Raw genomic sequence first — 26,508 nt, forward strand, 5'->3', positions numbered from 1 at the left:
GGTCCGCCCAGGTCACCCGACCCGGTGGCTCAGGATGCGGACATCGCCGTGCCGTCCGCGTGCCCCCTGTCGCCGCCCGTACGCTCAACAGCCATGACCGCCGAGCAGCTGATCTCCTTCGCCCGTGGGGCTCCGTCGCTGGACATCGTCGATGTCGAGGGGCTCAAGGCCGCCGCCGTCCGCGCGTTCGACGCCGACCCCGCAGGGGTCACCGCGTACGGGACCTCCGTCGGCTACCCGCCCCTGCGCAAGTGGATCGCGGAGAAGCACGGGGTGACACCCGAGCAGGTGCTGGTCACCAACGGCTCGTTGCAGGCCGACGCCTTCCTCTTCGACCACCTGATCCGTTCGGGTGACGCGGTGGTGGTCGAACGCCCGACGTACGACCGGACGCTGCTCAACCTGCAGCGGATGGGCAGTGAGCTGCACGGCGTCTCGATCCAGCCGGACGGCCTGGACACCGCCGAGCTGCGCAAGCTGCTGGAGTCCGGGGTCCGCCCCCGGCTGGCGCACATCATCCCGAACTACCAGAACCCGGCCGGCGTGACGCTCTCCCTGGAGAAGCGGCGCGAGCTGCTCGACCTGGCCGCCGAGTACGAGTTCACCATCTTCGAGGACGACCCGTACGCCGACATCCGGTTCCGGGGCGAGGCGCTGCCGTCGATGCTCTCGCTGGACACCCGCAACGTGGTGGTGCACGCGTCCAGCTTCACCAAGACGGTCTGCCCCGGGGTCCGGGTGGGCTACCTGGTCGGCCCGACGGACCTGATCGCGGACATCGCCAAGAACGCGACCAGCCTCTACATCTCTCCGGGCATGGTCGCCCAGGCGATCGTGCACCAGTTCTGCGTCTCCGGTGAGATCGACCGCTCGATCGAGACCGTCCGGGCCGCGCTGGGCGAGCGGGCCCGGGTGCTCGCCGAGTCGCTGCGCCGGCACATCCCGCAGGCCCGGTTCGTCGAGCCGGACGGTGGCTACTTCCTCTGGGTGGAGTTCCCGGACGACGTGCTGGTCGACCGGCTCGCCCCGGCGGCCGCCGAGCGCGGGGTGGCCGTGGTCAAGGGCAGCGACTTCGTGGTCGACGGCGGACAACACGCCCTGCGGCTCGCCTTCTCGGCGGTCACCGCCGACAAGATCGACGAGGGCGTCCGCCGGTTGGCCGAGGCGGTGACGGCGGTTCGCGGCTGAAATCTGTCGGGTTTCCGACAGAACGACCGTGCCGGCCGTCCCGGGACTCCCGCCCGGGCGACCGGCGGCCCACAATGCTGCGAGCGTCATTCACCACGTGTAGCGGACGTCACCCCCCGCCTCCGGCACCCGGCGTGCCGGCCGGCGGGCCGGGTCGACGGCCGCAACCGACACGACGAATGGCGTGACCAGCACAACCCCCCGCCCCCACAGGGCGCCGGGTGGGCCGCGTCGTCCCCTCACCCCCCGAAGCGACCCGGCCCGCCCGGCCCCGCCCGCTCACCCAGTCGTCACGGGCGGTGACCGCGCCGTGCGGCGTAACCTGCAAGCCGCAGCGGAGCGTGGAGAGGGGGGCGCGATGACGGATCGGGCAGAGCAGGGCCGGACAACCCCACAGCAGAGCGGGCGAGGGCTCCGACCGAGAGCCTGGGCGGCCCCGGTCCGGGCGATGAGCCGGATCCTCAACGCCGACGGCTCCCCGCCCACCCCGGCCCCCGACGGCCCGGGGCGCAGCGGGGTCGTCGACTGCGCCCTCTACATCGACGGCAAGCGACAGCCCGGCGACTGGCACTACGCCGACGCGCTGGCCGCGGCCCGCCGGGCGGAGCACGGCTTCGTCTGGCTCGGGCTGCACCAGCCCGAGCTGGCGGAGATGACCGCCATCGCGGACACCTACGGCCTGCACGAGCTCGCCGTCGAGGACGCGGTGAAGGCCGAGCAGCGCCCCAAGCTGGAGCAGTTCGGCGAGGTGAGCTTCCTGGTGCTGCGCACCGCCCGCTACTGCGAGCACGCGGAGCTGACCGAGAACTCAGAGGTGGTGGAGACCGGGCAGGTGATGCTCTTCATCGGCCCGAACTTCCTGATCAGCGTCCGGCACGGGGACGCCTGCCGGCTCTCCCCGGTCCGCGCCGACCTGGAGACCAAGCAGGACCTGCTGCTCCAGGGGCCGTGGGCCGTCGCCTACGCGGTCACCGACCGGGTGGTCGACCTCTACCTGGAGGTGGCCGACCAGCTCGAGGACGACCTGGACGTGCTGGAGGCCGAGGTCTTCGACCGCAACAGCCACGGGCGGATCCAGCGCATCTACCAGATGAAGCGCGAGCTAGTGGAGTTCAAGCGGGCCGTGGTGCCGCTGCAACGGCCGCTGCTGACGCTGACCTCGCAGGTCAACCGGGAGGTGCCGAAGGAGATCCGGCGCTACTTCCGGGACGTGCAGGACCACCTCAGCCGCACCGTCGAGCAGGTGAACTCCTACGACGACCTGCTGAACTCCATCCTCCAGGCGCGGCTCGCCCAGGTCACCGTCGACCAGAACAACGACATGCGCAAGATCGCCGCCTGGGCGGCCATCGCCGCGGTGTGGACCGCCATCGCCGGCATCTACGGGATGAACTTCGACGACATGCCGGAGCTGAAGATGACGTACGGCTATCCGGTCGTACTCGCCCTGATGCTCGCCATCTCGCTCGGCCTCTACCGGTGGTTCCGCCGCAACGGCTGGCTCTGACCCGGGTCGGCCCGCCCGGGCGGGAAAACTGGACCGAACGCGGAAGCGCCGGCGTTGCGGGGTGTGACCCCCGCCTCGCCGGCGCTTTCCGCTGTTGCCGCGGTCAGCGGCGCCCGTTGGTCCGGGCGGTGTCCTTGCCGGTTGCCTTGGTGAGGTCGTCGGCCGGGCGGCCGGAGGTGTCCTTGGCGCCCTCGGCCACCGAGGGGACCTTCTCCGTCGGCTGGATCTTCGCGCCGGTGCTGGTCGCTCCGGCCACGGCCGAGCTGCCGGCGCCGACCGGTCCGCCACCCAGGCCGGCGGACTTGTCGGCCATCTTGGCGCCGCCCGCCGTCGAGCGGGTCTGCACCTCGATGGTGTCGACCTCGTCACGCATCGGCTCGAGCGTGCGGTTGGGGTCGTACTCCGCCCACTCCTGCTGCTCCCGACGGCGCCGCATGGCCATCGCGCCGGCCAGGCCGGCGATCGCGCCGGCGGCGAGCAGGCCGGTCATCATCGAGCCGCGACGCCGCGGCTGCTTCTTCTTCCCGCTGATCCGCATGTTCCTCGACTTCGCCTTCCTGTTCATCGAGCCCGCCTGCACGGCGCCGTCGCGTGCGGCGGCGGCGAGCGGTGCGAGCGAGGTGAGCGTCGTCCCCCAGCCGGTCGCGGCGCGGTCACGCACCATCGCCGCCGTCGGTCCGACGTAGTCCCGCGCCGACTTGACCCGCGGGCCGACCGTATTACCGGCACCCCTCGCGGCGTACGTCGCTGCCTGCATCAGGTGACTGACGCTCTGGTTCAGCTCGGCCTTCGCGAGCTGCCCCTGGGACTTGCGTCGACCCATTCCAAACACGGTCCCACCTCCTGGGAGTTGTTCCTTCGTCATCCTCCACCTTCGGATGCCTCCGCGATGCCAGATCGGGCACATGGGAGGATCCGCATGGAACTGACCAACGAGTGAGGAGTACCCGTGGCCGAGGCTGTCTACGCCACCTTGCACACCAACGCTGGCCCGATCCGGCTGGAGCTCTTCCCCAACCACGCGCCGAAGACCGTTCGCAACTTCGTCGACCTGGCCGAGGGCAACATCGAGTACACCGACCCGCGCACCGGCCAGCCGGGCAACGGGCCGTACTACGACGGCACCATCTCGCACCGGGTGATCAGCGGCTTCATGATCCAGATGGGCGACCCGACCGGCACCGGTCGCGGTGGCCCGGGCTACAAGTTCGCCGACGAGTTCCACCCGGAGCTGCGCTTCGACCGGCCGTACCTGCTCGCCATGGCGAACGCCGGGCCGGGCACCAACGGCTCGCAGTTCTTCATCACCGTCGGCCCGACGCCGCACCTGAACAACCGGCACACCATCTTCGGGCAGGTCGCCGACGAGCAGTCGGCGAAGGTCGTCGACTCGATCGCCAACACCCCGACCGGCCCGAGCGACCGTCCGCTGCAGGACGTGGTCATCGAGCGGGTCGAGATCGAGCGCAGCGCCTCCTGAAGCGTCCGCGAGGTACCTTTGCTCGCATGACTGAGCGCTCCGGCGGGTGGGCACGGTGAGCGAGTCGCCGCCGACCACCCCGGTCTGCTACCGACACCCCGGCCGGGAGACGTACGTCCGCTGCACCCGCTGCGAACGGCCGATCTGCCCGGACTGCATGCGCGAGGCGTCGGTCGGACACCAGTGCCCGGAGTGCGTCAACGAGGGACGCCGTAGCGTCCGGCCGGCGCGTACCGCCTTCGGTGGCGGTGCCGCCGGCCGGCACGGCTACGTGACGAAGACCCTGATCGCGCTGAACGTGCTGCTGATGCTCCTCTCCATCGCCTCCGACCGGGGCGGGGACGCGGCCGTCGGCGGCTCCGGCTTCGGCGGCCTGCTGGGTGGTGGCACTCCGCTCACCAACTGGGGCGCCGTCTACGGCATGTCGCCGCCGGGCTTCCTGCCGCAGGGCATCGCCGACGGCGAGTGGTACCGCCTGATCACCGCGATGTTCCTGCACTACGGCGTGATCCACCTGCTGCTGAACATGTGGGCGCTCTGGGTCCTCGGCCGTTCGCTCGAGGCCAACCTCGGCCCGCTGCGCTTCCTGGGGCTCTACCTGATCGCCGGGTTCGGCGGGAACGTCGCCGCCTACCTGTTCAGCGACCCGAACGCCGCCACCGCCGGCGCCTCGACGGCCATCTTCGGGCTCTTCGCCGCGTTGATCGTCATCGAACGGAAGATGGGCCGGGACATCTCCCAGGTCATCCCGATCCTGGTGATCAACCTGGTCTTCACGCTGACCGTGCCGGGCATCTCGATCCCCGGTCACCTGGGCGGCCTGGTGATCGGCACGCTGATGGCCCTGGTGCTGGCGTACGCCCCGCGGGGGCGTCGCTCGCTGGTGCAGCTCGCCGGTGGGGCGATCATCGTGTTCGCCCTGATCGGCCTGTCGCTGATCCGCACCGCCCAACTCCTGGCCGGCTGACCCCGCCCGCGCCCGCGCCGTGCTCCGCAAGGTCGTGCCATATCGCCGTTGCAGTGGCATCGAAGGTGCTCTGACAGCACTACTGCCCGGATCGAGCGTGATCTCGGACTGAGCGGATCAGGCGGCGGTGCCCGGGCGGGCGGCGCGCAGGGTCGCGGCGACCTCCTCGGGAGAGGTGCCCAGGTCGTAGCGGCCGAAGAGATGCAGGGACTCGCCCGCGTCGATCTCCAGCACCTCGGTGGTCAGGCCCAGTCGCGGCCGCCGGTCCACGGTGATCGCCTCGACCGCCGGCCAGGGCAGCTGCCGATGCCCGGCGAAGCCGTGCGCGACGGTGAGCCCGCTGCCGTCCATGGCCAGCCGGATCGGCGCGACCAGATCGCGTACCGCCCAGCCGGCCAACCCCGCGGCGACCAGCGCCGCCAGCGCCAGCCGTACCGGGTCACCGTCGGCGAAGAGCAGCCCGAGCGCGACCAGCAGCACCGCGCCGGCCAACTTCGCCGCCGGCAGGCTCGCCGGCACCCGCCACTGCCGCACCGGGGTCGCGTCATCCACCCGTCCAGCATGCCAGCGTTCCCCCGCTCCACGCGGCACCGGCCCAGCGCCCGACCCACCGGCCCGAGCCGGGGGCGGACGGCCGGTCCGGAAGGACGTAGGATCGAGGGCAGCCCAGGTTACCGGGGAGTAGATATGACTGACGCGGTTATCGTCGGCGCCGTACGCACCCCCGTGGGGCGGCGCAAGGGCAGCCTGGCCGGTGTGCATCCGGTCGACCTGTCGGCGCACGTGCTGCGCGCGCTGGCCGAGCGCACCGGCCTCGATCCGGTCGGAGTCGACGACGTGTTCTGGGGCTGCGTGTCGCAGGTGGGTGAGCAGTCGTGGAACATCGCCCGCAACGCTGTGCTCGCCGCCGGGTGGCCCGAGTCGGTGCCCGGCACCACGCTGGACCGGCAGTGCGGCTCCAGCCAGCAGGCGCTGCACTTCGCGGCCGCGACCGTCCTCTCCGGCCAGGCCGACCTGGTGATCGCGGGCGGGGTCGAGTCGATGACCCGGGTGCCGATGGGCTCCAGCGTGGGCGGCGGAATGCCGTTCAGCGACCAGCTCCGCGACCGCTACCGCGGCGTCGAGGGCTTCGCCGACGACGCCCCGCTCCCGTTCAACCAGGGCGTCGGCGCCGAGCTGATCGCCGAGCGCTGGCGGTTCTCCCGCACCCAGCTCGACGAGTTCGCGCTGGCCAGCCACGAGAAGGCGGCCGCCGCGCAGGACGCCGGCGCGTTCGACCCGGAGCTGGCCCCGGTGGCGCTCGCGGACGGTGGCAAGTTCGCCGCCGACGAGGGCATCCGGCGGGAGACCTCGCTGGAGAAGCTGGGCGAGTTGGCCACCCCGTTCCGGCCCGACGGCGTGGTCACCGCCGGCTCGGCCTCGCAGATCTCGGACGGGGCCGCGGCCCTCGCCGTGACCACCTCCGACTGGGCCAGCCGGCACGGGCTGCGCCCGCTGGCCCGGGTACACACCGCGGTCGTGGCCGCCGACGACCCGGTCACCATGCTCACCGCCCCCATCCCGGCCACCGCGAAGGCGCTGCGCCGCGCTGGGCTGGGCATCGAGGAGATCGGCGTCTACGAGGTGAACGAGGCGTTCGCCCCGGTGCCGCTGGCCTGGCTCGCCGAGACCGAGGCGGACCCGGACCGGCTCAACCCGCGGGGTGGCGCGATCGCCCTCGGGCACCCGCTCGGCGGCTCCGGCGCCCGGATCATGACCACCATGCTCCAGCACATGCGGGACAACGGGATCCGCTACGGGTTGCAGACCATGTGCGAGGGCGGCGGCATGGCCAACGCCACCATCGTCGAGCTGCTCTGAGCACCGGGGGCGCACCCTCCAGCAGGGACGACGCGCCCGGCGGGTAGAAAGGCCGACGGTTCGATCTGGACAGAGGCCGACGTGGCGGGCAGGATCAACCCGCTGGTGGAGATCGTGTGACGTGGCGTGAGCGTCCGACCCACCGCCTCAGCCCTCCTCCAGATCGGGAGCCCCCGTGACGATGAGTTCTGCCCGACCCGGCCTGCGTCGAACCGTCCGTCAGGCCCTCGCCGTGGCTGCGGTCGCCCTGCTCGCCGCCGGCGCCGCGGTCACCGGCGCCGAAACGCCCGCGCGCGCCGCCGCCTACACCGGTCCGCATCCGGGAACCTTCACCGGATACGGCTTCGACACCTGCACCGCCCCCTCCGACGCGGCGATGACCGCCTGGCTCCAGTCGCCCTACCGCGCGATCGGCGTCTACATCGGCGGGGTCAACCGGGGCTGTGCCCAGCCCAACCTGACCGCTGCCTGGGTGAGCAACCAGCAGGCCGCCGGCTGGCGGCTCTTCCCGCTCTACGTGGGCCTCCAGGCGCCCTGCTCCGGCTACTCCCGGCACATCGATCCGGCGCAGGCGGCGGCCCAGGGCATCGCGGCGGCGGACGACGCGGTGGCGAACGCCCGCGCCCTCGGCCTTGCCGACGGCAGCACGCTCATCCTCGACATCGAGCACTACGACGCCGGGGACGCCGTCTGCAGCGCCGCGGTCCAGACCTTCGTCAGCGCCTGGACCACCCGCCTGCACGACCAGGCCTTCTACTCCGGCCTCTACACCAGCGTCGGCTCGGCCGGCCTCCGGGACCAGGTGGCGGTCTACGACCAGCCCGGCTACGCCCGGCCCGACATCATCGACTTCGCTCGCTGGGACGGCGTGCCGACGGTGTCCGACCCGGCCATCCCGGCGACCTACTGGTCCCCCGGGGCCCGGATGAAGCAGTACCAGGGCGATCACTACGAGACCTGGGGCGGGGTGCGGATGAACATCGACAGCAACTACCTCGAGCTTCAGGACCCGCGCCGGTACCGCTCGGTCACCGTGGAGCGGCCCCGCCCGCGCTGGTAGTCCGCGGCTGCCGCACTCGCCGCTCCGGCGGCCCCGGTACCCGAGGCCGCCGGAGCGGCCTCCGGACGTCGCACAACCGGTGCGATCCGGCGCGTGGAACTTCCAAAATTCCGGCGTGACCCACGTCACCCCTGCGCAGAGATCGTTGGGCAGGGCATGGACGTCTTCTCCCGAACGTTCCTCCCGGCCGCCGCCGAGGCCGGACTGGCGGTCCAGGCCGTCAGCCGGCACATGCCCATCTTCCGCCGCTGTGTCGGCTCGGGTGACGCCACCATCCTGGTCACCCGGTGCGGCCGTCCCGACCGTCCGGTCGCCGGCGAGTACCTGCTCCTGCTCACCCACCGGCGCCTCGTGGTCACCCAGCAGACCCGGGTGCTGCACCGGCTCCGCCTGCACCTCAACACCGAGCTGCGCGAGCTGAGCAACGTCACCTGGAGTCCCGACCCTCGGCTGCACTCGGTCGAGCTGGCCGCCACCGCGATCGACGGAATCCGTGAGCGGTTCGTCATCCGGACCACCCACCCGAAGCAGGTGTGGCAGCTCGACGCGCTGCTCAACCACGCCTTCCGCACCCGACTCCGGACCGCCCGGGAGCGGCTGGTCGCCATCATCGGTGACGCGCCGGCCGGCGTACGCCCGGCGACGTTCCGGCCGGCCGCCGTCCGCTGACCGCCGGAGCCTTTACCGAACTCGAACACCCCGCGTCCGCGCCGCCCCCACCCGGTCGGCAATCATGGGCCGGTGACCGTCGATGCGCCGCACCGCGGGCTCGTCCTCGTGGTCGAGGACGAGCCGGCCATCGCCGACCTGGTCCGGCTCTACCTGACCCGGGACGGCTTCGGCGTACACCTGGAGCGGGACGGCATGGCCGGCCTGGCCGCCGCCCGCCGGCTGCGCCCGGTGGCCTGCGTCCTGGACATCGCGCTGCCGGGTCTCGCCGGCACCGAGATCTGCCGGCAGCTACGCGAGGCGGGTGACTGGACTCCGGTCATCTTCCTCACCGCGCGGGACGACGAGGTGGACCGGATCATCGGCCTGGAGTTGGGCGCGGACGACTACGTGACCAAGCCGTTCAGCCCGCGTGAGCTGGTGGCCCGGGTCCGGGCGGTGCTGCGGCGCACGGCAGGCCCACCCGACGGGATGGACCGGCCCCGCGTCGTCGGCGCGGTGGCCCTCGACCCGGCCCGCCGGACGGTGACCGCCGCCGGTGCCCCGATCCAGCTCACCTCGACCGAGTTCGACCTGCTCGCTCACCTGATGGCACGTCCCGGTCGGGTCTTCACCCGGGAGGAGCTGCTGGCCGGCGTCTGGGGGTACGCGGCACACGCCGGCACCCGCACGGTCGACGTGCACGTGGCGCAGGTCCGGGCGAAGCTCGGCCCGGCCAGCGTGATCCGGACCCACCGGGGTGTCGGGTACGCCGCCGATGCCTGAGCACCCCACCGACCCCCGGCGTCCCGCCCCCGGTGCCCCGCCCCCGCCTGCCGGGCCGGTGCGGGCGGAGTCGCCGACCATCGCGCTTCCGGTGCTGGGCGGGCCGCCACCCGGGCCGCCCCGGGCCCGGTTCGGCCGGACGCTGACCGCTCGGGCGGTACTGGTCACCTGCGCGGTGGCGCTGGTGTCCGTGCTGGTCACCGCGATCGTCGCGGTGCCCCTGGCGGTACGCGGCGTCGAGCGGCGCGACCAGGAGGCGCTGGCCGCCCAGGCCCGGCTCGCCGCCGAGGTGCTGCGGACCCGGCTGGACCGGGGCCGCACCGCCGACGAGGAGCGGCTGATCCGTCAGCTGCGCGCCCAGCAGATCGACGCGTACCTGATCCGCGGTGGCACGGTGGACCGGGCCGGCCTGCCACCCAGGGTGGTGCAGCGGGTCGCCGAGGGGCGCAACGTCTCGGCCCGCCGTTCGGTGAACGGGCGGCGCGCGCTGGTCGAGGGACGTGCCCTGCCGGGCGGGAACGGGGTGGTGCTGTCCCGGCCGGTGGCCACCGGGCTCTGGCGGCAGGTGCTGCTCAGCCTCTGGCTGCCGCTGCTGGCCGGGCTTGCCGCCGGTGTCGTCGCCGGGCTGCTGCTCGCCCGCCGGCTGGCCCGGCCGATCCGGGTGGCGGCGGGTGCCGCCGCACGGCTACGCGCCGGCGATCGCGCGGTCCGGGTGCCCGTCGAACCGCCCGACGAGGTGGCCGACCTGGCCCACGCGTTGAACGGGCTGGCCGCCGCGCTGGCCACCAGTGAGGGGCGGCAGCGGGAGTTCCTGCTCTCCGTCTCGCATGAGCTGCGGACCCCGCTGACCGCGATCCGGGGCTACGCCGAGGCGCTGGCCGACGGGGTGATCGAGCCGGACGACGTGGCCGGCACCGGGCGCACCGTGCTCGCCGAGGCCGAGCACCTGGATCGGCTGGTCCGCGACCTGCTGGCGCTGGCCCGGCTGGAGGCGGCGGACTTCCCGCTGGAGCCGGTCCCGGTCGACCTGGCCCGGTTGGCCGCCGACGCGGAACGGACCTGGGCCGACCGCTGTGCCGCCCTCGGCGTCCCGTTCTCGGTGGAGAGTCCCGGCGGTCCGGTGCCGGCGTACACCGATCCGGGGCGGATCCGGCAGGTGATCGACGGGCTGCTGGAGAACGCGCTGCGGGTCGTACCGCCGGGGGCGCCGGTGGTGCTCGCGGTCCGGCCGGCCGGACCGGATCCGGCGGCCGGCGGCGTGGTCGAGGTCCGCGACGGCGGACCCGGCTTCACCGACGACGACCTGGCGGTGGCGTTCGAGCGCGGTGCGCTGCACCAGCGGTACCGGGGAGTGCGCAAGGTGGGCAGCGGGCTCGGACTGGCGCTCGCCGCCGGGCTGGTCCGCCGGCTCGGCGGCGAGATCGCGGCGGGGCACGCCCCGGAGGGCGGCGCCGCGTTCACCGTGCGGCTGCCGGCGGATCCTTACCCGATCCGAACATCGTCCTGACGGTCCGCTCGTCCGGGCGCGGGAGGCTGGGCGCACCGACGGACGAGAGGGAGAGTCATGGCACGTTGGGGTTTTGTTGCCGGCACCGCGCTGCTCGGGGCGGTCGCGCTCGGCGTCAGCGGGTGCGGCGCGGCCGAGGTTGCCAGCCAGCCGGCCCGGGAGGCGGCCGTCGAGGTGGCCGCGGCGATGGGCGCCGAGGGCCAGGCGCTGACCGCGATGGGCTTCGACGCGGACGACCTGGACGTGACGGAGGTCGCCGCGCCGGCGTCGCCGTCGGCCGCGCCCACCGCGACCGGCGACAAGCCGCGCCGCGAGCGGGCCGAGGAGCTGCGCAAGCGCCGCCAGGCCCGGGTGTTGCTGCGGCGGAACACCCTGCACGGCGAGGCCGTGGTGCAGACCAAGGACGGTACGAAGACGGTCGCCGTGCAGCGGGGTGAGGTGACCGCGATCGACGGGAACTCGATGACCGTGAAGTCCACCGACGGGTTCACCATGACCTGGCGGTTCGGCGACGACCTGCGGGTGGTCGAGCGGCGGGCCACGATCCAGTCGACCGACGTGAAGGTCGGCACCACCGTCGGCGTCGCCGGCGCCAAGGACGGCGACGCCGGGGTCGCCCGGCTCGTGGTCATCCCCAGGGCGAAGTGACCCGCGGGGCCCGCGAGGGGGGGGGGGGGGCGGGGGGGGGGGGGGGGGGGGGGGGGGCCCCCCCCCCCCCCCCCCGCGTCGATCAGTAGACCCGGGAGCCGATGAAGTCGTCGTGGCCGTAGCCGACCGGGTTGGCGAAGTTGCGGGACTCGAAGGACCACTGCTGGCGGGTGCTGCTGGAGCAGTTGGCCAGCCGCAGCCGTGGGGTGCCCAGCCAGGGGCTGTCGAAGGCCAGGCAGAGCGCGGTGTTGCCGGCCGCCTTGAGCTGGTTGCCGGCCAGCACGAACTTCTGGTTGGCGCCGCCGTGGCAGTCGTAGACGTTGACCGCGGTGCCGGCGGTCAACGAACCGTTGGCGACGTCCAGGCAGCGGTCGTGGGAGAGCTCGGAGTGCAGCGACTGGCGGGTCGGGTCGTACCAGAAGCCCTGGTTACGGCCGCCGTGACAGCCGTACGACTGCTGCGCGGTGCCGTTGCGTGAGTCGTATCCCTTGCCGTCGACGCAGGTGCCGGTGGCGAGGTTGCGCAGCTGCTTGAACTCGAACAGCCCGTTGTACAGCACCCCGGTGCCGGTGCTGGCCGGGTCGACGCAGGTGGCCCGCTGCTGCCCGGAGTTCCAGAACTGGGTGATGCACTGGGCGAACATGCCGTGCCCGCGGGCGTTGGGGTGGAACGACTGCCGGGCCGCGTTCTCGTCCCAGATGCCGATCTCGATGTAGAGGCCGCGGACCGACGTGTTGTCGGTGCAGACCTCGTGGCCGTGGAAGAGCCGGCTGGCGTCCAGGTAGCGGGTGCCGGTGTTGGTCGCGGCGGTGCGCAGCGCGGACTCGAAGAGCGGCACCGCCTTGTTCCGGGCGAACGCCGCGTCGGCCAGGTAGAGCAGGCAGCCGCCGGAGTACCAGCCGGGGAAGTTCGGGTTGTCCTCCACGTCCGGACTGCCCGGGCTCGGGTACGACATCAGCACCAGTTCGTAGTCGGTGTTCAGGTAACCGGCCCTGGTCATGGTGTTCCGGATGTCGTTGAGCGCGTCCTCGACCGCCTGCCGGCTGCCGTCGGTACGGATCGTCCACTCGTCGGTGTAGGTCGGGTAGCAGGGGCCCTGGAAGAAGACCCGGCTGATGGCGCAGTCGGTGGCGACCGGGCCGAACTGGATCGTGCCGTCGCCGTTGGCGCCGACCACCACCCAGATCAGCCGGATGTGCGTGTTGCGCGCCTTGATCGCCAGGTGGTCGCCCTGGTTCAGCTCGTTGTGCTGGGTCGGGCCGCCGGCGATCAGGTTCCACGGGGTCGCCCCGGAGCAGGCGATGTTGTACTTCTCGTCGGCGGTGATGCCGGTGCGGAACACCGCCTGGTCGTACGAGCGGTCGCACCAGTTGCCGGGTTCGTGGGTGCCGGGCACGTAGTTGCCGACCCCCTCTCCGGAGATCTCGCTGTCTCCCATGGTGATCAGTGAGGTGCGGCGCTGTTCGATCGGGCGGATCTGCGGCGCGCCGTAGAGGGCGGTCGCCTCGGCGGCGCGGATCGCCTCGAGGTTCGTCGGGAGTGGCTGGACGGCGGGTCGGTCGGCCGCGGTGGCGGGGGTGGCCGTTCCGGCGAGCATCGGCAGGACGAGAGCGGCGGCGAAGGCGGCGGTCAGCGACCGTCGTCGGGTCGCACGTTCGCGCCTGGCAGCGGAACCAAGCATCGACGCACTCCTTTCGGCTCGATCGCGGGACGTCGATCGAGTTACCGGACGGTAACGCGCGTCATGCAGGTATGTGAATGTCTCTCGGAAGAGTTTCCGTCATCTGCGCCGCGGGGCCGGGCGGGCGCCAGCCGACCCGGGCCTGCCGCCGTCCCGGCCCGGCCGGGACGGCGGCGGTGGGCACGTCAGCGGCCAGGCGGCAGCGCGTAGCCGACGTAGCCCCGGTACTCGACCCGCCAGCCGGGCGGCACCAGCTTGGCGCAGGCCGCCTGCGGGCCGGTGCAGACGATCGCGTCCATCGAGGACGGGTCGGCCGGTGGCCGCTTGGGCAACTCCGACCTGAGCGCCAGCAACTCCGGTGGCCGGCCGGCGGCGTCCCGCAGCAACAGCCACCACGGGTACTCCCAGTTGTCGTTCTGCTCGACCAGGCCGATCCGGCGGGCACCGCTGGCACGTACCGCCTCGGCCGCCCAGCGGAACTCGTCGGTCCACTGCGGGCGGCGCAGGAACCGGGTGTCCCACTCCGAGGTGGTGAAGACCGAGCCCGCTCCGACCAGCCGGCGCGGGAAGCCGTACGACAGCGCGAGCACGCCGGCGAGCGCGGAGGTGGCCAGCACGGTCACCGCCACGCCGACCGCCACCGACCTCCGTCGGCCGTCCGCCCGGGCCGGCGTCGACGCCGGGGTGGCCGGGGCGGCGGAGCCACCGGCGCGATGGCGGAACAGCGCGTCCAGCCAGAGGCCGGCCAGCGGAACGGCCACCACCAGCGCGTAGAGCAGTAGGCGGTTCCCCCACGGCTGCCACTTGATCATCGCGGTGTGCAGCACCACCGCGACCACCACGACCACGGCGTACGCCCGCAGTGACCCGGCCCGGGTCGGGCTGATCCGGCCCGGACGGGTCAGCGCGAAGATCGCCCCGAGCAGCGCCAGCGAGCCGGCCAGCGGGAACGCCACCCGGTCCTCGTCCGGGTACCACGCGCGCACCGGGAAGACCTGCCGGACGAAGGTGGTGTCCGGGTCCTGCGGGTCGACGCCGATCGCCTCCGCGCCGCGGATGATCGCCTCAGCGCCCACCCACCGCAGCGGCGTCAGCGGGGTGTCGAACGCGGTGTGTCCGATCCGCAGCGCGTTGACCAGGATCGACGGCGGGTCGTGCCGCTCCATCGGGATCGACTCGCGCAGCCCGGGCGGCCCGAGCGGATGCCCGAAGTCGGCGGTCATCCGGGCCAGGTAGGGGCCGACCAGGATCGCCCCGACCAGCAGGATCAGTACCGATCCGCCGACCGTGCGGGCGACCCCGACGGCCGGTGACGGACCGGAACCCGGCCGGCCCTCCGGCGTACCCCCGGCGGCGCCAGTGTCGCCGGCCGCGCCCGTTGCGCCGGCCTCGGCCGCGCGGCGGGCCCGGGACAGCCGGAGCTGGGCCAGGCCCCAGAGCACCAGCAGCGGGCCGACCGCGATCAGCCCACTGGTCTTGGTCACCGCGGTCAGTCCGGTCGCCATCCCCAACCCGAGCATGGTGCCCAGCCCGGCACGCCGGCGCAGCCCGTCCAGCACCAGGGTCGCCGCGCAGGCGACCCAGGCCGCGACCGTCAGGTCGGTCTGCGTGCTGGTCGCCTGAAGCGCCACCATCGGCGTGGTGGCCAGCAGGAACGCGGTGAGCAACTGGGCCCGCCGGCCGCCGCCGAGCTGGGCGGTGATCCGGGCGGCCAGCAGCAGGCAGAGCACCCCGGCGGCCCACTGCACCAGGTTGTGCAGAGCGTCGCCACCGGTGAGCAGGCGCAGATGCAGCAGCAGGTACTCGGCGCCCGGTGGAATGGTCACCTGCCGGTGGATCGCGGTCGGCCAGAAGTCGAGGTCGCCCTGCGCGACCCAGCGCTCGACCCGGGGCAGGTGGTAGGTCTGCGAGTCGAAGTTGTTGGGTTCGGCGAGCAACGCGATGACCAGCTCCACCAGGACCAGCCCGCCGACCGTGCCGGCCAGCAGCCGCTCGCCGCGACTCAGCGCACGCCAGCGCTCGGCCAGCCGTCCCGACCAGCCGGCACGGGTCGATTCGGGAGCGGTCGCGGGCCGCGGCGCGGTAACGGCCGGCGGGGAGTCGTCCGCCGGGCCGAGGGTGGGGCCGTCGCTCGCCGCGCCGGCGGTCGCGCCGACCAGCGCCCGTCCCGGGGTGGCAGCGAGCGCCGCCTGGCCGCGCGCCGTGTCCCGCCGGTGCCGCCACCCGGCAGCCACCGCCGTGACGACCAGGAAGAGCAGCCAGGCGACGGCGAACGCGGTCCGGGTCAGCGCGTGCAGCGCGCCGAGCACCTCGACCAGAAGTACTGCGAAGGCTCCGGTGAGCAGCGCGGCCCGGGCCGCGGCGAGCCGCAGCGGCGCCACCACGCCGTTCCCACCGGGGCGCATCACGAACAGGAGCAGTAGCATCGCGGCGACTGGCGCCACCGTTGACATCGAGCCGGCTGCCGACATGGCGGGAAGTAAACACCATCCGCGTTAACCCGCGTTGTCGGATGCCCGAGGTGGCGGCCACCGCTGCGCTGACCAGCCAGGCTAGGCTAGGCCCGACATGCTGTCGCCACCGTGGAGATCCCCGTGAAGCTCTCGATCCTCATGCCGGTCTATAACGAGGAAGAACGCATCGCGGATGCCCTCAAGCAGGCATTGGCGGTCGACTACCCGTGCGAGATCGAACTGGTGGTGGTCGACGACGGCAGCCGCGACAACACCGGCGAGATTCTCGGTCGGGCGGACGACCAGCGGCTGCGGGTGATCACCCACCAGCGCAACGCCGGTAAGGGCGCGGCCATCAAGACGGCGGTGGACAACGCCGAGGGCGAATACATGGTCATCCTCGACGCCGATCTGGAGTACGACCCGCAGGACATCCCCAAGCTGCTCGACCCGGTGCTCGACGGTCGCGCCACGGTGGTCTACGGCAATCGCACCTTCGGCAGCCACAGCGCCTACAGCTTCTGGTACGTGATGGGCAACAAGGGCGTCACGATGGCGGCGAACGTGCTGTTCAACTCCTACATCGGTGACCTGGAGACCTGCTTCAAGCTGATGCCGGTCGCGCTCTACCGCTCGCTCGAGGTCCGCTCGCGCGGCTTCGGCATGGAGGCCGAGGTGACCGGCAAGCTGCTGCGCCGGCGCATCCGCCCCTACGAGGTGCCGATCAGCTACCGGGCCCGGGGCCGCGAGGAGGGCAAGAAGATCACCTGGAAGGACGGCGTCGAGGCGATCTGGATCCTCGGCCGCGAGCGCGCCCGCCGGCGTCCGGCCACGCCGGCCCGCTGAGACCCACCCCCGCTCCCGCCCACCCCGCCGGCCCCGGTTCACCGGCTGACGAACGCCGGTTCCAGGAACCCGTCGACCGCACGGCGTAGTCCGGCGGCGTCCAGCCCGTGCCACCGGGTGTGGTCATCCGCTGCGCCGTAACGGCGCAAGTCCTCCCGTCCCACCCCGAGGGCCAGCAGTCGGTGCGGCCGGTCGACCAACGCCGCCGACACCACCCGGCTCGACGTGCCGGCCAGACAGGGCTCGACCAGGATCACCTCGCTGCCGGCCAGCGCCCGCAGCCCGGCGGTGTCGAACGGCCGCGGCCGGTGGGTGTACGCCACGGTCACCGGCAGGTCGGCCACCGCCGCCATCGCCGCGTCGAGCACCGGTCCCACCGCCACCAGCAGCGGCGCCCCCGGCCCGGCGTCCCGGAGCACCCGCAACGCGCCGTCGCCGCGGTGCGCCCGCCCGTTCTGCTGGGTGGAGAGACGCAGGTACGCCGGTCCGTCGGCGGCCACCGTGGCGCGCAGCAGGTCCGCCACCTCGCCGGGATGCCCGGGCACGTGCACGGTCCAGCCGTGCAGCGTGTCGATCAACGACACGTCGGCCGGGGCCAGGTGCGTCCGTCCAGCCGCCGCCCGGTCGTACGACGCGCCCACGCTGACCAGCACGGCGCTCACGTCCTGGTGGTCCAGGTCCAGCTTGATCTGCTCGTACGCCCGCTCCACCAGGAACGGCGCGTAGCTGTGCACGATCGGCCGCAGGCCGGTGAGCGCCAGCCCGCCGGCGACCCCGACCATCAACTGCTCCCGGATGCCCACGTTCACGACCCGGTCCGGATGTCGCCGGGCCGCCGGCTCGAAGGCGGCGGCGGAGATGTCGGCGAGCACCACGGCGGTGCGCGGGTCCTCGGTCAACAGGTCGGTGGCGGTCTCGACGAAGGTCTCCCGCACGGTCACTCCTGCGTGTCGACGACCGCCACGACGACGTGCGGTCGGTGGTTGTCGTGTCCGGTGAGAGCGCGGTGCAGGGCTTCGTGGTCGCGACCGTCGACGGTGGCGGCGGTCCAGCCGTTCACCGTGAACCGGGCCGCCGCGCCGTCGCCCGGCCAGCCGTGCGTGGCCGAGCGGTTGTCGACCACCACCGCGGACAGGCTGGCCAGGCCGGTCGCGCCGGCGTACGCGATCGCCTCGTGGTTGGAGCCCTCGTCCAGCTCCGCGTCGCCGAGCAGCACGTACGTCCGGGGGGTGAGCAGGCCCTGGGCCCGCAGCCCGAGCGCGGTGCCGACGCCGAGGCCCAGCCCGTGGCCGAGCGACCCGGAGCCGATCTCCACCCCCGGTACCATCGTCCGGTCCGGGTGGTCGCCGAGCCGGCTGGCCGGCCCACCCTGGTCGTCCAGCCAGTCGCCGGGCACGAAGCCCTTCGCGGCGAGCACCGCGTAGTAGCCGGCGACGGCGTGCCCCTTGGAGAGCAGGAACCGGTCCCGGTCGGGGTCGTCGACGGTGTCGGGGGTGATCCGGAGAATTCGGTCGTAGAGCACCCAGAGCACGTCGACCGTCGAGTACACGTTCGCGCCGAACTCCCGACCGGCGCCCAGCCGGCGCAGCGGGGCCGCGACCGGCTCGGGCACCGGCGGCGGTGCCGGGGCGCTGCCCGGCGGCGGGGCCGGGACGTCCGGCCGGGGCACGGTGGCAGTCGTTGTCGTCATGCGACTAGCCTGCAAGTTGAAGTCCACTTCAACTCAAGGTGAATGATGCACGAGTCCCTCACCATCGGCCAGCTCTCCGACCGCAGCGGGGTGGCGCCGTCCGCGCTGCGCTACTACGAGCGGCTCGGTCTGATCCGCGCCGAGCGCACCGGCGGCAACCAGCGTCGGTACGCCCGGATCGAGCTGCGCCGGGTGGCCTTCATCCGGATCTCCCAACAGGTCGGCATCTCGCTGGAGGAGATCCGGGCCGCGCTCGACTCGCTGCCCGCCTCGCGTACCCCGACCGCCGCCGACTGGGCCCGGCTCTCCAGCGCCTGGCGCCAGCGGCTGGACGAGCGGATCCGGCTGATGACCAAACTCCGCGACGACCTGGACGGCTGCATCGGCTGCGGCTGCCTGTCACTGGATCGCTGCACCCTCTACAACCCGGGCGACACCCTGGCCGGCGAGGGCCCGGGCGCCCGGCTCGTGCTGCCCCGGTCGGCGGCCGGCCCCGCACCGGAGGTGGGCGTCAGCCCGTCGTGAGCAGCACCTTGCCGAGGTGATGGCTCCGCTCGACCAGCTCGTGCGCCGCAGCGGCCTCCGCCATCGGCATCCGGCGGTCCACGATCGGCCGCACCTTCCCCGCCTCGACCAGGGGCCACACCTCGTCGCGGACGCCCCGCACGATCGCCGCCTTCTCGTCCAGCGGCCGGGACCGCAACGAGGTGGCCGTGACGGTGGCCCGCTTGGTCAGCAGGGCGCCGAGGTCCAGCTCGCCCTTGCGCCCGCCCTGCAGGCCGATCACCGCCAGCCGGCCGCCGGTGGCCAGCGCCGCCACATTCCGGCCCAGGTAGGACGCGCCCATGATGTCGAGGATGACGTCCGCGCCCCGGCCGTCGGTGGCCCCGCGGACCTCGGCGACGAAGTCCTGCTCCCGGTAGTCGATCACCCGGATGGCGCCCAGCTCGCGCAACCGGTCGTGCTTCGTGCTCCGGGCGGTCGTCAGCACCGTGGCGCCGAGCGCCGCCCCGAGTTGGATCGCGAAGGTGCCGATCCCGCTGCCGCCGCCGTGCACCAGCAGCGTCTCGCCGGCACGCAGACCGGCCAACCGGACCACGTTCGACCAGACCGTGCAGGCCACCTCCGGCAGCGCGGCCGCGTCGACCGGATCGACGCCGGCGGGCACCGGCAGGAGCTGCCCGGCGGGCACCGCCACCCGCTCGGCGTACCCGCCGCCGGCCAGCAGCGCGCAGACCTCCTGGCCGACCTCCCAGCCGGTGACGTCCGGCCCGATCGCGCTGATCACCCCGGAGCACTCCAATCCGGGGTACGCCGGTGCGCCCGGCGGGGGCGGGTAGTGCCCCTGCCGTTGCAGCAGGTCCGCCCGGTTCACCGCGCTGGCCCGCACGTCGACCAGCACCTCGCCGCCGCCCGGCTCGGGGTCGGGCACCTCGGTCCAGACCAGCGCGTCGGGTCCACCGGGCTCCGGGACAGTGATCGCTCGCATGGCCCAGTCTTACCCGACTTGCCCCGCTGTCCACGCCCGGGTGGGATCTGACCGGGATTCGTCAGGCGGTGCCGGCCCGCAACGGTGCCCTCAGGCGGTCGCCTCCGCGCCCCCACTGTGGACCCACCGGCGCCACGTTCCCGGTGGTCAACCCGATCGAGCCGGCCCGTCGGCCGTCCTCGGCCGTCCTCGCCGCCGTGCCGCCCCCGCTCGCCCGGCCGGCCGGCATGGCAGACTAGGCACGGCCGCGTACCTGCGGGTCGCGGCCCGGGAGGGTTCGCCTAGTGGCCGATGGCGCTGGTCTTGAAAACCGGTAAGGCAGCGATGTCTTCGTGGGTTCGAATCCCACACCCTCCGCTCACCTGAACAGCATAAACGCCCCCTGACCAGCGCGAACGCTGGCCAGGGGGCGCGTCTGTAGATGGCGAGCAAGTCTCACTTCGTCCCGTTCGGGGCCGCCGCGTCTCACTCGTCGCGGCAAATGGGCGGCAAAGTTTCGTCGGCCGGCCGGGTGCTCTCGTGCTGGTCAGGAGTGGCTAGTGCCGCCTCGATCCGCTTCCGTGCGGCCTCGTCCTGACCATCGATGCATGAGGCGTAAACCTTGAGCAGCACGTGCACACTGTGCCCGGCCCACTCGGCGACCTGGGTAGCTGGCACGCCAGCGTTGAGCCATAGCGACACAGCAGCATGCCGCAGGTGGTACGGCACCCGCGCCAGAACGGAGCGTTGCTGAGCAGGGCTAAGGGCCTTCTCTCGTGCCTGCCGCCACGCTCTCAGGTAGGTGCTCTTAGTGACAGGGCCGGGTCGAGAACCTGGCGCGTTGAACATCCGCCCGGCCGGGTTGCCGTAGTGCTGCCGGTGGTGCCTCAGAATGCGGACAAGTTCCGGGCAGGCCGGCACGTCACGCGTTGCCTTCTTCGCTCGGTGCTTGAGTTCCCGGTCCTCGCGCATTTCGCCGCTGTCCGTCCATTCCTCCCCAGCGTGTTGGGTTGACCCACTGAGGTGCAGCCATCCCCAGCCCTCTTCGGGCAACTCGCATTCATCGTCTCTCAGGTGCATCACCTCGGACGGCCGGAGCGCCGCAAAGTACATACACGCGAAGAATCCCGCTAGGGCCGGATCGTTTTCGCTCACAGCGGCCAGCAGTAAGCGCGCTTGCTGAGGATTCGCAACAACCTTTCGATCAACCTTCTCTTCGTTCTTCGGTGCCCGCCACTGAACGAAATCCATCGGATGAGCGTCGAGGTATCGCAACTCAACTGCGTATTTGAGTGCGCTATAGAGGACAGCTCGTTTGCGGGCAACGGTGTTAGCGGCGGCCGGTCCGCCGTCAAGCCGGGTTGCCAGCGTGTCGAGCGCTTTCCGGATCGTCGCTGCGTTTGCTAGCTCGGTCAGCGGCAGCGTATTGGCCTTGAGCCACCTGATAACCGTGGCCAGTTCGGCCGGCGGATCGGCCTCCCGCTGCGATTTGTTGAACGTCCACGAATACAGCGTACGCCGAATTTCAGCCTCCGGCGGCGCTCCCCGCGTGTTGCTCAGGAATGCCGGCGTCGCGGTCGTCAGGGCGTCGGCAATGCTTTTTCGCTGCGTAGCGGCGGCTCGCGGCCATTTCATGTCAACGAACGCAACCGCGAGTTCGTACCACGTTCGGCTGTTCAGCTCTCGCGCCATAGGCTCCGGCAGTCCGCTCGGCTTATCAAACGCGACGCCCTCGCGCTGCGCCACGATGAGCCGGGACCGGAAGCTCTCGGCCATTGCTCGCGTCTGAAACGTCTTGCCGAACTCGCGTCCGGCTACCTCCCACCGGACGCGGTAGCTCTTGCGATCCTTGCCGGTCTTCCGGTCGCGACCCTGGTACTCGCGGGTTGCCCAGATGCGTACCTCGTAGGTGCTCATGCTGCCTCTTCGTGGTCGTTGAGCCAGTTGTCCAGGTCGCTACGGCGGACGTACAGGCTGCCGTTCGGGTACTTGATGGTTCGGGGTGCGCGGCCGGTGGCCTTCCAGCGGAAAAAGGTCGACCGGGGTACGCGCAGTTCGTCGAGAACTTCGGCGAGGGTGAGCAGTTGCCCGGTGGGGGTGCGGCGGGTGGTCATGGGCGGGTGTCCTCCCTCGGGGTGGCGTCGAGGTAGATGCGCTGGAACATCGGGGATCGGCGGTCGGGGTGGGGCCGGGAGACGGAGCGGATGTGCAGCACTCGGGTGAGGGCGGCGAGTGCTGCGGCTGTTTCAGCGGGGGTGCCGTGCAGCCTGATTCGCACGGTGAGCGCCTTTCGGTCGGTGCGGGTCGCGTGTGGAGGGTGGGGTAGGCGTCGCGGCAGAACGGCCTACGGCGGCCCGCTGAGAGCGCCGCAGAGCCGAGATCAGAGGCACCCCGGGGTAAGGCATAGGGCCGAACCGTCTCCGTGGCTCTCAGCGGGCCGTTTCCCGGTGCCCGCGGTTGCTGTCGACGGCTGGGCGAGCCGGAGAGGGGACGGGAAGCGTTGACACGTTGACAATCGGCCGACAGTGCCGCGTCTCCGCAGGTGAGGGCCGGTGCTGGGGTGTCAACGCCCCCCGTTGACAGGCGTTGACACCCGTTGACACCGGGCGGGCCGGCGGCGGGACTGTCAACGCCTGTCAACGGCTGTCAACGCGGCCCGTTGACACCTTCTCGGGCGTCGTGAGCTGCGGAAACGTCGCCGTCGGGGGCGGGTGTCAACGTGTCAACGCTTCCGGTCACCTCCGCCACGGCGCGGGGGTGCAGCTCATACCGGCCGTCCGGCCCGTTGCGCACCCACCCGAGGGCGGCCAGCTCGGCGAGCACCGCCGACACCTCATCGGACTTCGGCAGCCGCCGCGACACCCGGCGGTGTAGCTCCCGGCGGGTGAAGGTGGCCATGCCCTTGCTGGTGAGGACGCCGAGCACGTAGCGGGCGTTCTCCATCGCGCTATCCGCGCCGATTGTGGTGAGCGCGGCCCGGTAGTGCGCGGCGAAGAACTCCGCGAGCCTCACGGCGTCGGCCATCCGGTCGGCGTCGATCGGCCGGCGCCACGCGTCGCCGGGGTGGTGGGCGACGTGCAGCAGACCGGCGAGCCGCAGCGTTGCGCCGGACAGCTTGTTGCCCCATTCCCGCATGTCGTAGAGACCACCGCCGGGCCGTAGCTCCACCTCGACCGCCTCGGCGGCGGCTCGCCGCACCTTGCCGGCTTCCTCGGTGAGCACGACGACGGCGGGGTCTTCCCACTCGGCGAGGGTGGCGGCCAGGTCGTGCACGCGGTGCCGGTAGCCGGCCATCACCGCCTCAGGCACCGGCTCACTGTCGACCGCCCGATACCCGGCCAGCGATCGGGGCAGGGCGAACAGGAACCGGGCCGGTAGCCCTCGGCCGGCTAGATCGGCGTTGCCGCCGAACTTGCGCAGCACGGTCGGTTGCGCCATCACGCACACCGTCAGGGCCGGCTTGTCGACCGAGGCACCTTCGCGGGTCTGCCGTTCGTTGCTCATCGGCTGCCCCGCGTGACCCTTTAAGTAGGGGTCAAGGTTCGGCGCACCCGAGTAGCGGCCGGCGAGGGTGTCAAAGATGCCGCCCTCATCCGAGATGATCGCCATACGGCCACCGTTGGCGGCCATCAACCCGATCAACGCCTCGGGGGTGGCGTCGTCCACGATGAGTTTCGGCAGGCCGGGAACGGTGATCGCCTCGGCTGCGATCGCGGCGGCTACCGCCTCGGCTGCCGCCTCATCACGTTTGCCCGGATCGCTGGCTTTGGCCGCTGCCGTCTTGGCCTGTTCGGCGTGCCGGTCGGCGATATCGCGCAGTGCTGCGGCCTCGGCGATCCTCGGTCGCATCGCTTCGGCCAGCGTCGACTGAGCGGCGAACAGCGGCGCGGTCATGGCCCGATGTACTGGGCTTTTGCGTTCGCCGGGGCCGGCGATGACTGCGGCGAACACGTTCACCGGCTCCCGCCACCCCGCGACCGGCTCCACCTCCAGGCGGCCACCCGCGCACGCCGAGAGCACGGCAACGGCGAGGGTGCCGGCCATCGCCGGATCGGTCTGCGTGAACCGGGCAACGCCGGTCACCATGTCGCCGAGCCAGCGCGGGAACACGTCGACCGGGAACGGCGGCGGCGCGGCGTTCGGCCCGGTCAAGGGCACTGGAACATCCCACAGCGGGCCGCCCGCGGATTCCTGTTCGGCGGGTTGCGGGTGGTCGGTGACCAGGTGCAGACGGGCGGGCGTCATGCGGCACGTCCTTCCGTGAACGGTGCGGCGGATCGGGGTCGGGTGACAACCGGGGTTGTCGGCGTGCGCGCCAGCTCGGCCAGCAGCGCCATCTGTTCGGGCATGCCGCGCGTGCCGTCGAGAGGCCGGCGGGCGTGCGGCCACACCGCCGATACCGGGTCGGCGTAGTCCCGGCCGGCAAGCACGGTCACGGTGCCGGCCACGTCGATGCCGAGCCGGCGGGCCTGTGCGCGCAGCGTCGGCACGGTGACCGCGCCGGGTTGGCCCATGCGCAGCTCGTATGGCTCGATCACGGTGTCCGGGGTGAGCAGCCCGTATCGGGCGGACAGGATGACCAGCCGACCGCCGAGCCGGTTCGCCGCGCGGCGGCACGCCCGGTGGTAGCTGCCGGTGTACATGCGGTCAGCGGGCGCAGGGTGGTCGAGCTTTCCGCTGCCACAGGGCACGATCACCACCGCGTCGTCTCGGCCGGTGATGGTGCGCCGCATGCGGCTGTTCACCGCCTCGGCGTATGCCTTGCTGGCTGCCTGCCGAGTGGTGCCCAGCGTCCGGCCCACCTCGGCATACGACCATCCGTCGATGAGCACCAGGTCGACCGCGATCCACTCCCGCGCTTGCCGGCAGGCGGCTTCAAGCGCGGACAGCGCGGCGAGGGCATCCGAGGGCGTCCGGGCCGCAGCGAGAGCGGCGGCGTGACCGGCAACGTGACCGGTTGCCGCGTCGAGCTGGGGCGCGCGGTGACAACTACGGTTGTCGCCGGGCCGGCTCACGCGGCCACCGTCCGAGGCCGCTTACTGCCGGCTGCGAGGCCAGATCGGACGGTGCGGTACGCCTCGGCGGTGGCCAGCCCGGCGCTGACGCCGGCCTGTTCCAGCACGCTTTGGGCGTCGTCTTCGGCGAGCGCCCCACCGGCCACCAATTGCCCGAGGGCTACGGCGGCGATGTAGAGCACCCGGTTGCGCTCACCCTTGCCGGCGGTCGCCACCCGCTGCACCTCGCGGTTGACGGCGGCCCGCACGTACGCGCCGCTGCGGTCGGTGGGCAGGTCGACCACCACCGGCCGTTGCGGCGGCAGCGGTGCCGGCGTCAACCGGTCAGCCAGCCACCCGGGCAGCGGTGCGGGGTCGGTGTCCAGGTCGACCACGTAGGGCCGGCCGGCGACCGTCGAGCCGGCGGCGACGACGTAGCCGCCGTGAGCGCGGGTGTCGACCATCGGGCCGAGGCTGCCGGCGGTGTTGCGCAGCTGCGGCCCGCCGCTCGGGTGGCGGTAGTAGAGGTGCGTGCCGCCTCGGCCGGTGGTCACGGTGTACGTCGTGTCGATGCCGGCCCCGTGCCCGGCGGCGAGGTCGGCGAGGGTGTCCAGCCCGGTCGGGCCGGTGGTGTCGTCCTTGGGCACGTCCAGGTCGACCACCACCAAGCAGGACGGGCCGCAGGCGAGGCCGATGCCGTAGGGGCGGGCCGACCATGCGCGGTGGATGCGGTCGGGGTTGGTGGTGGCGCGGGGCTCCCACCCGACGTGCTGGCCGGCGGTGCGGCAGCGGGGGTCGCGGCCGGTGCACTGGTCGGTGGGGTGGTCGGGGAACGCGGGTCGCTTGTCGTCGGGGCGGAGGGGGAAGACGCGCCAGCCGCGTTCGGCGTGTGCGAGCGCGGCGGTGAGCAGGTTGGCGGTCGGCACGAGGTGCCTCCCTTCCTTGCTGGTGAACGGGTGCAGTGGTGTCGATGGGGGTTCGGGCTGCCCGGCCACGGCGGCGGGTGTGTGGGCGGGGCAGCGCAGCCCTTGCAGGTAGGGGCGCAGGTTGTCGGGGTGGTGGCAGTAGCGGGCGGCGGTGCCGATCCAGTGGCCGCACCGCCCGCCGGTCACCGGCCGGCCCGCCTCGGTCGGGGCCGGGCGGCGATCGCGGCGGCGGTGACGGCTTGGCGCATGTCGCCGAGTAGCCCGACCAACTGCCGGCGGGCGGCCAGCTCGGTCGGGGCGAGCGCGACCCTGACGCGCACCTCGGCGTGTTCGCGGCCGGCTGCGGTGCGGACCCTGACGAGGACGGCGCGGGCGCGGCCGGCGTCGACCACGATTTCGTCGGAGCGGTGCTCGCCGAGGTTGCAGCGGTGATCCCTGCCGCACCAGTCGGTGTGCCCGGTGCGGCGGTTCACCGGTTCGCCTCGGTGCGCAGCCGGTGGAAGTAGTTGAAGACGCGCCGGCCGGTGCGCAGCCGGTAGCCCCGGTCGCATCGCCGGCAGGCACGCGGCCGGCGGAGCACGCGGGTGGTGATCCGGCCGGTGCCGGCGCACCGCTTGCAGATGGTGAAGGGGCTCACCCAGCACAGTCCGGCGTAACCGAGGGTGACGGCGGCGGGGATCGCGGTGAGGACGATAGCGGCGGTCAGGTGGGGGTTCACGGCAGCCTCCCGGGCCGGTTTTCGGGTGCACGGGGCCGTGAGCTGCTAGCTACTAGCGCGCAGCTCATGATTCGGATCGGG

General features: G+C 72.6%; 27 protein-coding genes and 1 tRNA gene. 13 read left to right on the plus strand and 15 right to left on the minus strand.

What is annotated here, in order from left to right; translation table 11 throughout:
• Positions 1-93: 93 nt before the first annotated feature.
• A complete protein-coding gene (locus ACIP9D_RS30900; RefSeq protein WP_350876852.1) occupies positions 94-1,188 on the plus strand; it encodes a PLP-dependent aminotransferase family protein in 1,095 nt (364 codons plus the stop codon).
• Between the two features lie 358 nt (positions 1,189-1,546).
• The gene (gene corA / locus ACIP9D_RS30905; protein ID WP_350876854.1) at positions 1,547-2,695 is read left to right on the plus strand and encodes a magnesium/cobalt transporter CorA; all 1,149 of its coding nucleotides are present in this window, start codon (positions 1,547-1,549) and stop codon (positions 2,693-2,695) included.
• Positions 2,696-2,798: 103 nt separating this feature from the next.
• On the opposite strand, the gene ACIP9D_RS30910 is transcribed toward corA, so the two are convergent.
• The gene (locus ACIP9D_RS30910; RefSeq protein ID WP_350876856.1) at positions 2,799-3,560 is read right to left on the minus strand and encodes a hypothetical protein; all 762 of its coding nucleotides are present in this window, start codon (positions 3,558-3,560) and stop codon (positions 2,799-2,801) included.
• An 84-nt stretch (positions 3,561-3,644) separates the two neighbouring features.
• Between ACIP9D_RS30910 and ACIP9D_RS30915 the strand changes: the two genes are divergently transcribed.
• Both ACIP9D_RS30915 and ACIP9D_RS30920 read left to right on the plus strand, forming a co-directional pair.
• The gene (locus ACIP9D_RS30915; RefSeq protein WP_350876858.1) at positions 3,645-4,175 is read left to right on the plus strand and encodes a peptidylprolyl isomerase; all 531 of its coding nucleotides are present in this window, start codon (positions 3,645-3,647) and stop codon (positions 4,173-4,175) included.
• Positions 4,176-4,230: 55 nt separating this feature from the next.
• Positions 4,231-5,142 carry a rhomboid family intramembrane serine protease gene (locus tag ACIP9D_RS30920; RefSeq protein WP_350876860.1) on the plus strand — a complete coding sequence of 304 codons (912 nt, stop codon included), beginning with the start codon at positions 4,231-4,233 and terminating at the stop codon, positions 5,140-5,142.
• A gap of 117 nt (positions 5,143-5,259) precedes the next feature.
• On the opposite strand, the gene ACIP9D_RS30925 is transcribed toward ACIP9D_RS30920, so the two are convergent.
• Positions 5,260-5,694, minus strand: coding sequence for a PH domain-containing protein (locus tag ACIP9D_RS30925; RefSeq protein ID WP_350876862.1), 435 nt, complete (start codon positions 5,692-5,694; stop codon positions 5,260-5,262).
• A gap of 135 nt (positions 5,695-5,829) precedes the next feature.
• Here ACIP9D_RS30925 and ACIP9D_RS30930 point away from each other — a divergent pair, with 135 nt between their 5' ends.
• From ACIP9D_RS30930 to ACIP9D_RS30955, 6 genes are all read left to right on the plus strand, one after another.
• Positions 5,830-7,002 carry an acetyl-CoA C-acyltransferase gene (locus ACIP9D_RS30930; RefSeq protein ID WP_350876864.1) on the plus strand — a complete coding sequence of 391 codons (1,173 nt, stop codon included), beginning with the start codon at positions 5,830-5,832 and terminating at the stop codon, positions 7,000-7,002.
• 181 nt (positions 7,003-7,183) lie between these two features.
• A complete protein-coding gene (locus ACIP9D_RS30935; protein ID WP_350876866.1) occupies positions 7,184-8,062 on the plus strand; it encodes a DUF1906 domain-containing protein in 879 nt (292 codons plus the stop codon).
• Positions 8,063-8,218: 156 nt separating this feature from the next.
• On the plus strand, positions 8,219-8,731 hold the full coding sequence (locus tag ACIP9D_RS30940) for a hypothetical protein (RefSeq protein ID WP_350876868.1): 513 nt from the start codon (positions 8,219-8,221) through the stop codon (positions 8,729-8,731).
• Positions 8,732-8,803: 72 nt separating this feature from the next.
• Positions 8,804-9,496 carry a response regulator transcription factor gene (locus ACIP9D_RS30945; RefSeq protein ID WP_350876870.1) on the plus strand — a complete coding sequence of 231 codons (693 nt, stop codon included), beginning with the start codon at positions 8,804-8,806 and terminating at the stop codon, positions 9,494-9,496.
• Positions 9,489-11,003, plus strand: coding sequence for a HAMP domain-containing sensor histidine kinase (locus tag ACIP9D_RS30950; protein ID WP_350876872.1), 1,515 nt, complete (start codon positions 9,489-9,491; stop codon positions 11,001-11,003). Before ACIP9D_RS30945 ends, ACIP9D_RS30950 begins: the two co-directional genes overlap by 8 nt.
• Positions 11,004-11,060: 57 nt before the next feature.
• The gene (locus tag ACIP9D_RS30955) at positions 11,061-11,651 is read left to right on the plus strand and encodes a hypothetical protein (RefSeq protein ID WP_350876874.1); all 591 of its coding nucleotides are present in this window, start codon (positions 11,061-11,063) and stop codon (positions 11,649-11,651) included.
• An 82-nt stretch (positions 11,652-11,733) separates the two neighbouring features.
• Here ACIP9D_RS30955 and ACIP9D_RS30960 read toward each other — a convergent pair whose 3' ends face one another.
• The gene (locus ACIP9D_RS30960) at positions 11,734-13,332 is read right to left on the minus strand and encodes a ricin-type beta-trefoil lectin domain protein (RefSeq protein WP_350877190.1); all 1,599 of its coding nucleotides are present in this window, start codon (positions 13,330-13,332) and stop codon (positions 11,734-11,736) included.
• 185 nt (positions 13,333-13,517) lie between these two features.
• Positions 13,518-15,758 carry a phospholipid carrier-dependent glycosyltransferase gene (locus ACIP9D_RS30965; RefSeq protein WP_350877188.1) on the minus strand — a complete coding sequence of 747 codons (2,241 nt, stop codon included), beginning with the start codon at positions 15,756-15,758 and terminating at the stop codon, positions 13,518-13,520.
• Between the two features lie 168 nt (positions 15,759-15,926).
• On the opposite strand from ACIP9D_RS30965, the gene ACIP9D_RS30970 reads away from it, so the two are divergent.
• Positions 15,927-16,631: a glycosyltransferase family 2 protein gene (locus ACIP9D_RS30970; protein WP_350877199.1), complete on the plus strand. Its 705-nt coding sequence runs from the start codon at positions 15,927-15,929 to the stop codon at positions 16,629-16,631.
• Positions 16,632-16,669: 38 nt separating this feature from the next.
• Here the strand turns inward: ACIP9D_RS30970 and ACIP9D_RS30975 are convergent, their stop codons facing one another.
• Together ACIP9D_RS30975 and ACIP9D_RS30980 are read right to left on the minus strand one after the other, a co-directional pair.
• Positions 16,670-17,566, minus strand: coding sequence for a transketolase (locus tag ACIP9D_RS30975; RefSeq protein ID WP_350877186.1), 897 nt, complete (start codon positions 17,564-17,566; stop codon positions 16,670-16,672).
• Between the two features lie 2 nt (positions 17,567-17,568).
• On the minus strand, positions 17,569-18,321 hold the full coding sequence (locus tag ACIP9D_RS30980) for a transketolase (RefSeq protein ID WP_400451363.1): 753 nt from the start codon (positions 18,319-18,321) through the stop codon (positions 17,569-17,571).
• A gap of 45 nt (positions 18,322-18,366) precedes the next feature.
• Here ACIP9D_RS30980 and soxR point away from each other — a divergent pair, with 45 nt between their 5' ends.
• On the plus strand, positions 18,367-18,846 hold the full coding sequence (soxR, locus tag ACIP9D_RS30985) for a redox-sensitive transcriptional activator SoxR (protein ID WP_350877182.1): 480 nt from the start codon (positions 18,367-18,369) through the stop codon (positions 18,844-18,846).
• Here the strand turns inward: soxR and ACIP9D_RS30990 are convergent.
• On the minus strand, positions 18,833-19,810 hold the full coding sequence (locus tag ACIP9D_RS30990) for an NAD(P)H-quinone oxidoreductase (RefSeq protein ID WP_350877180.1): 978 nt from the start codon (positions 19,808-19,810) through the stop codon (positions 18,833-18,835). The genes soxR and ACIP9D_RS30990 overlap by 14 nt on opposite strands.
• Before the next feature lie 270 nt (positions 19,811-20,080).
• Between ACIP9D_RS30990 and ACIP9D_RS30995 the strand changes: the two genes are divergently transcribed.
• A tRNA-Ser gene (locus ACIP9D_RS30995) sits at positions 20,081-20,167 on the plus strand.
• A gap of 108 nt (positions 20,168-20,275) precedes the next feature.
• Here the strand turns inward: ACIP9D_RS30995 and ACIP9D_RS31000 are convergent.
• From ACIP9D_RS31000 to ACIP9D_RS31035, 8 genes are all read right to left on the minus strand, one after another.
• Positions 20,276-21,706: an integrase gene (locus ACIP9D_RS31000; protein WP_350877178.1), complete on the minus strand. Its 1,431-nt coding sequence runs from the start codon at positions 21,704-21,706 to the stop codon at positions 20,276-20,278.
• Positions 21,703-21,903, minus strand: a complete 201-nt coding sequence (locus ACIP9D_RS31005; protein WP_350877176.1) for a helix-turn-helix domain-containing protein — start codon at positions 21,901-21,903, stop codon at positions 21,703-21,705. Before ACIP9D_RS31005 ends, ACIP9D_RS31000 begins: the two co-directional genes overlap by 4 nt.
• A complete protein-coding gene (locus ACIP9D_RS31010; protein ID WP_350877174.1) occupies positions 21,900-22,067 on the minus strand; it encodes a hypothetical protein in 168 nt (55 codons plus the stop codon). Before ACIP9D_RS31010 ends, ACIP9D_RS31005 begins: the two co-directional genes overlap by 4 nt.
• A gap of 368 nt (positions 22,068-22,435) precedes the next feature.
• Complete coding sequence (locus ACIP9D_RS31015) at positions 22,436-24,034, minus strand: YfjI family protein (RefSeq protein ID WP_350877197.1); 1,599 nt, start codon at positions 24,032-24,034, stop codon at positions 22,436-22,438.
• Positions 24,031-24,804 (minus strand): DUF6884 domain-containing protein, encoded by a 774-nt coding sequence (locus ACIP9D_RS31020; protein ID WP_350877172.1) that lies wholly within the window; start codon positions 24,802-24,804, stop codon positions 24,031-24,033. The genes ACIP9D_RS31015 and ACIP9D_RS31020 overlap by 4 nt, the downstream gene beginning before the upstream one ends.
• On the minus strand, positions 24,801-25,895 hold the full coding sequence (locus ACIP9D_RS31025; protein WP_400451364.1) for a bifunctional DNA primase/polymerase: 1,095 nt from the start codon (positions 25,893-25,895) through the stop codon (positions 24,801-24,803). The genes ACIP9D_RS31020 and ACIP9D_RS31025 overlap by 4 nt, the downstream gene beginning before the upstream one ends.
• The gene (locus ACIP9D_RS31030; protein ID WP_350877170.1) at positions 25,892-26,182 is read right to left on the minus strand and encodes a hypothetical protein; all 291 of its coding nucleotides are present in this window, start codon (positions 26,180-26,182) and stop codon (positions 25,892-25,894) included. Before ACIP9D_RS31030 ends, ACIP9D_RS31025 begins: the two co-directional genes overlap by 4 nt.
• The gene (locus tag ACIP9D_RS31035) at positions 26,179-26,427 is read right to left on the minus strand and encodes a hypothetical protein (RefSeq protein ID WP_350877168.1); all 249 of its coding nucleotides are present in this window, start codon (positions 26,425-26,427) and stop codon (positions 26,179-26,181) included. Before ACIP9D_RS31035 ends, ACIP9D_RS31030 begins: the two co-directional genes overlap by 4 nt.
• Positions 26,428-26,508: the final 81 nt, after the last annotated feature.

The sequence above is a fragment of the Micromonospora sp. NPDC093243 genome (genome assembly GCF_044753725.1).
Lineage (GTDB): Bacteria > Actinomycetota > Actinomycetes > Mycobacteriales > Micromonosporaceae > Micromonospora.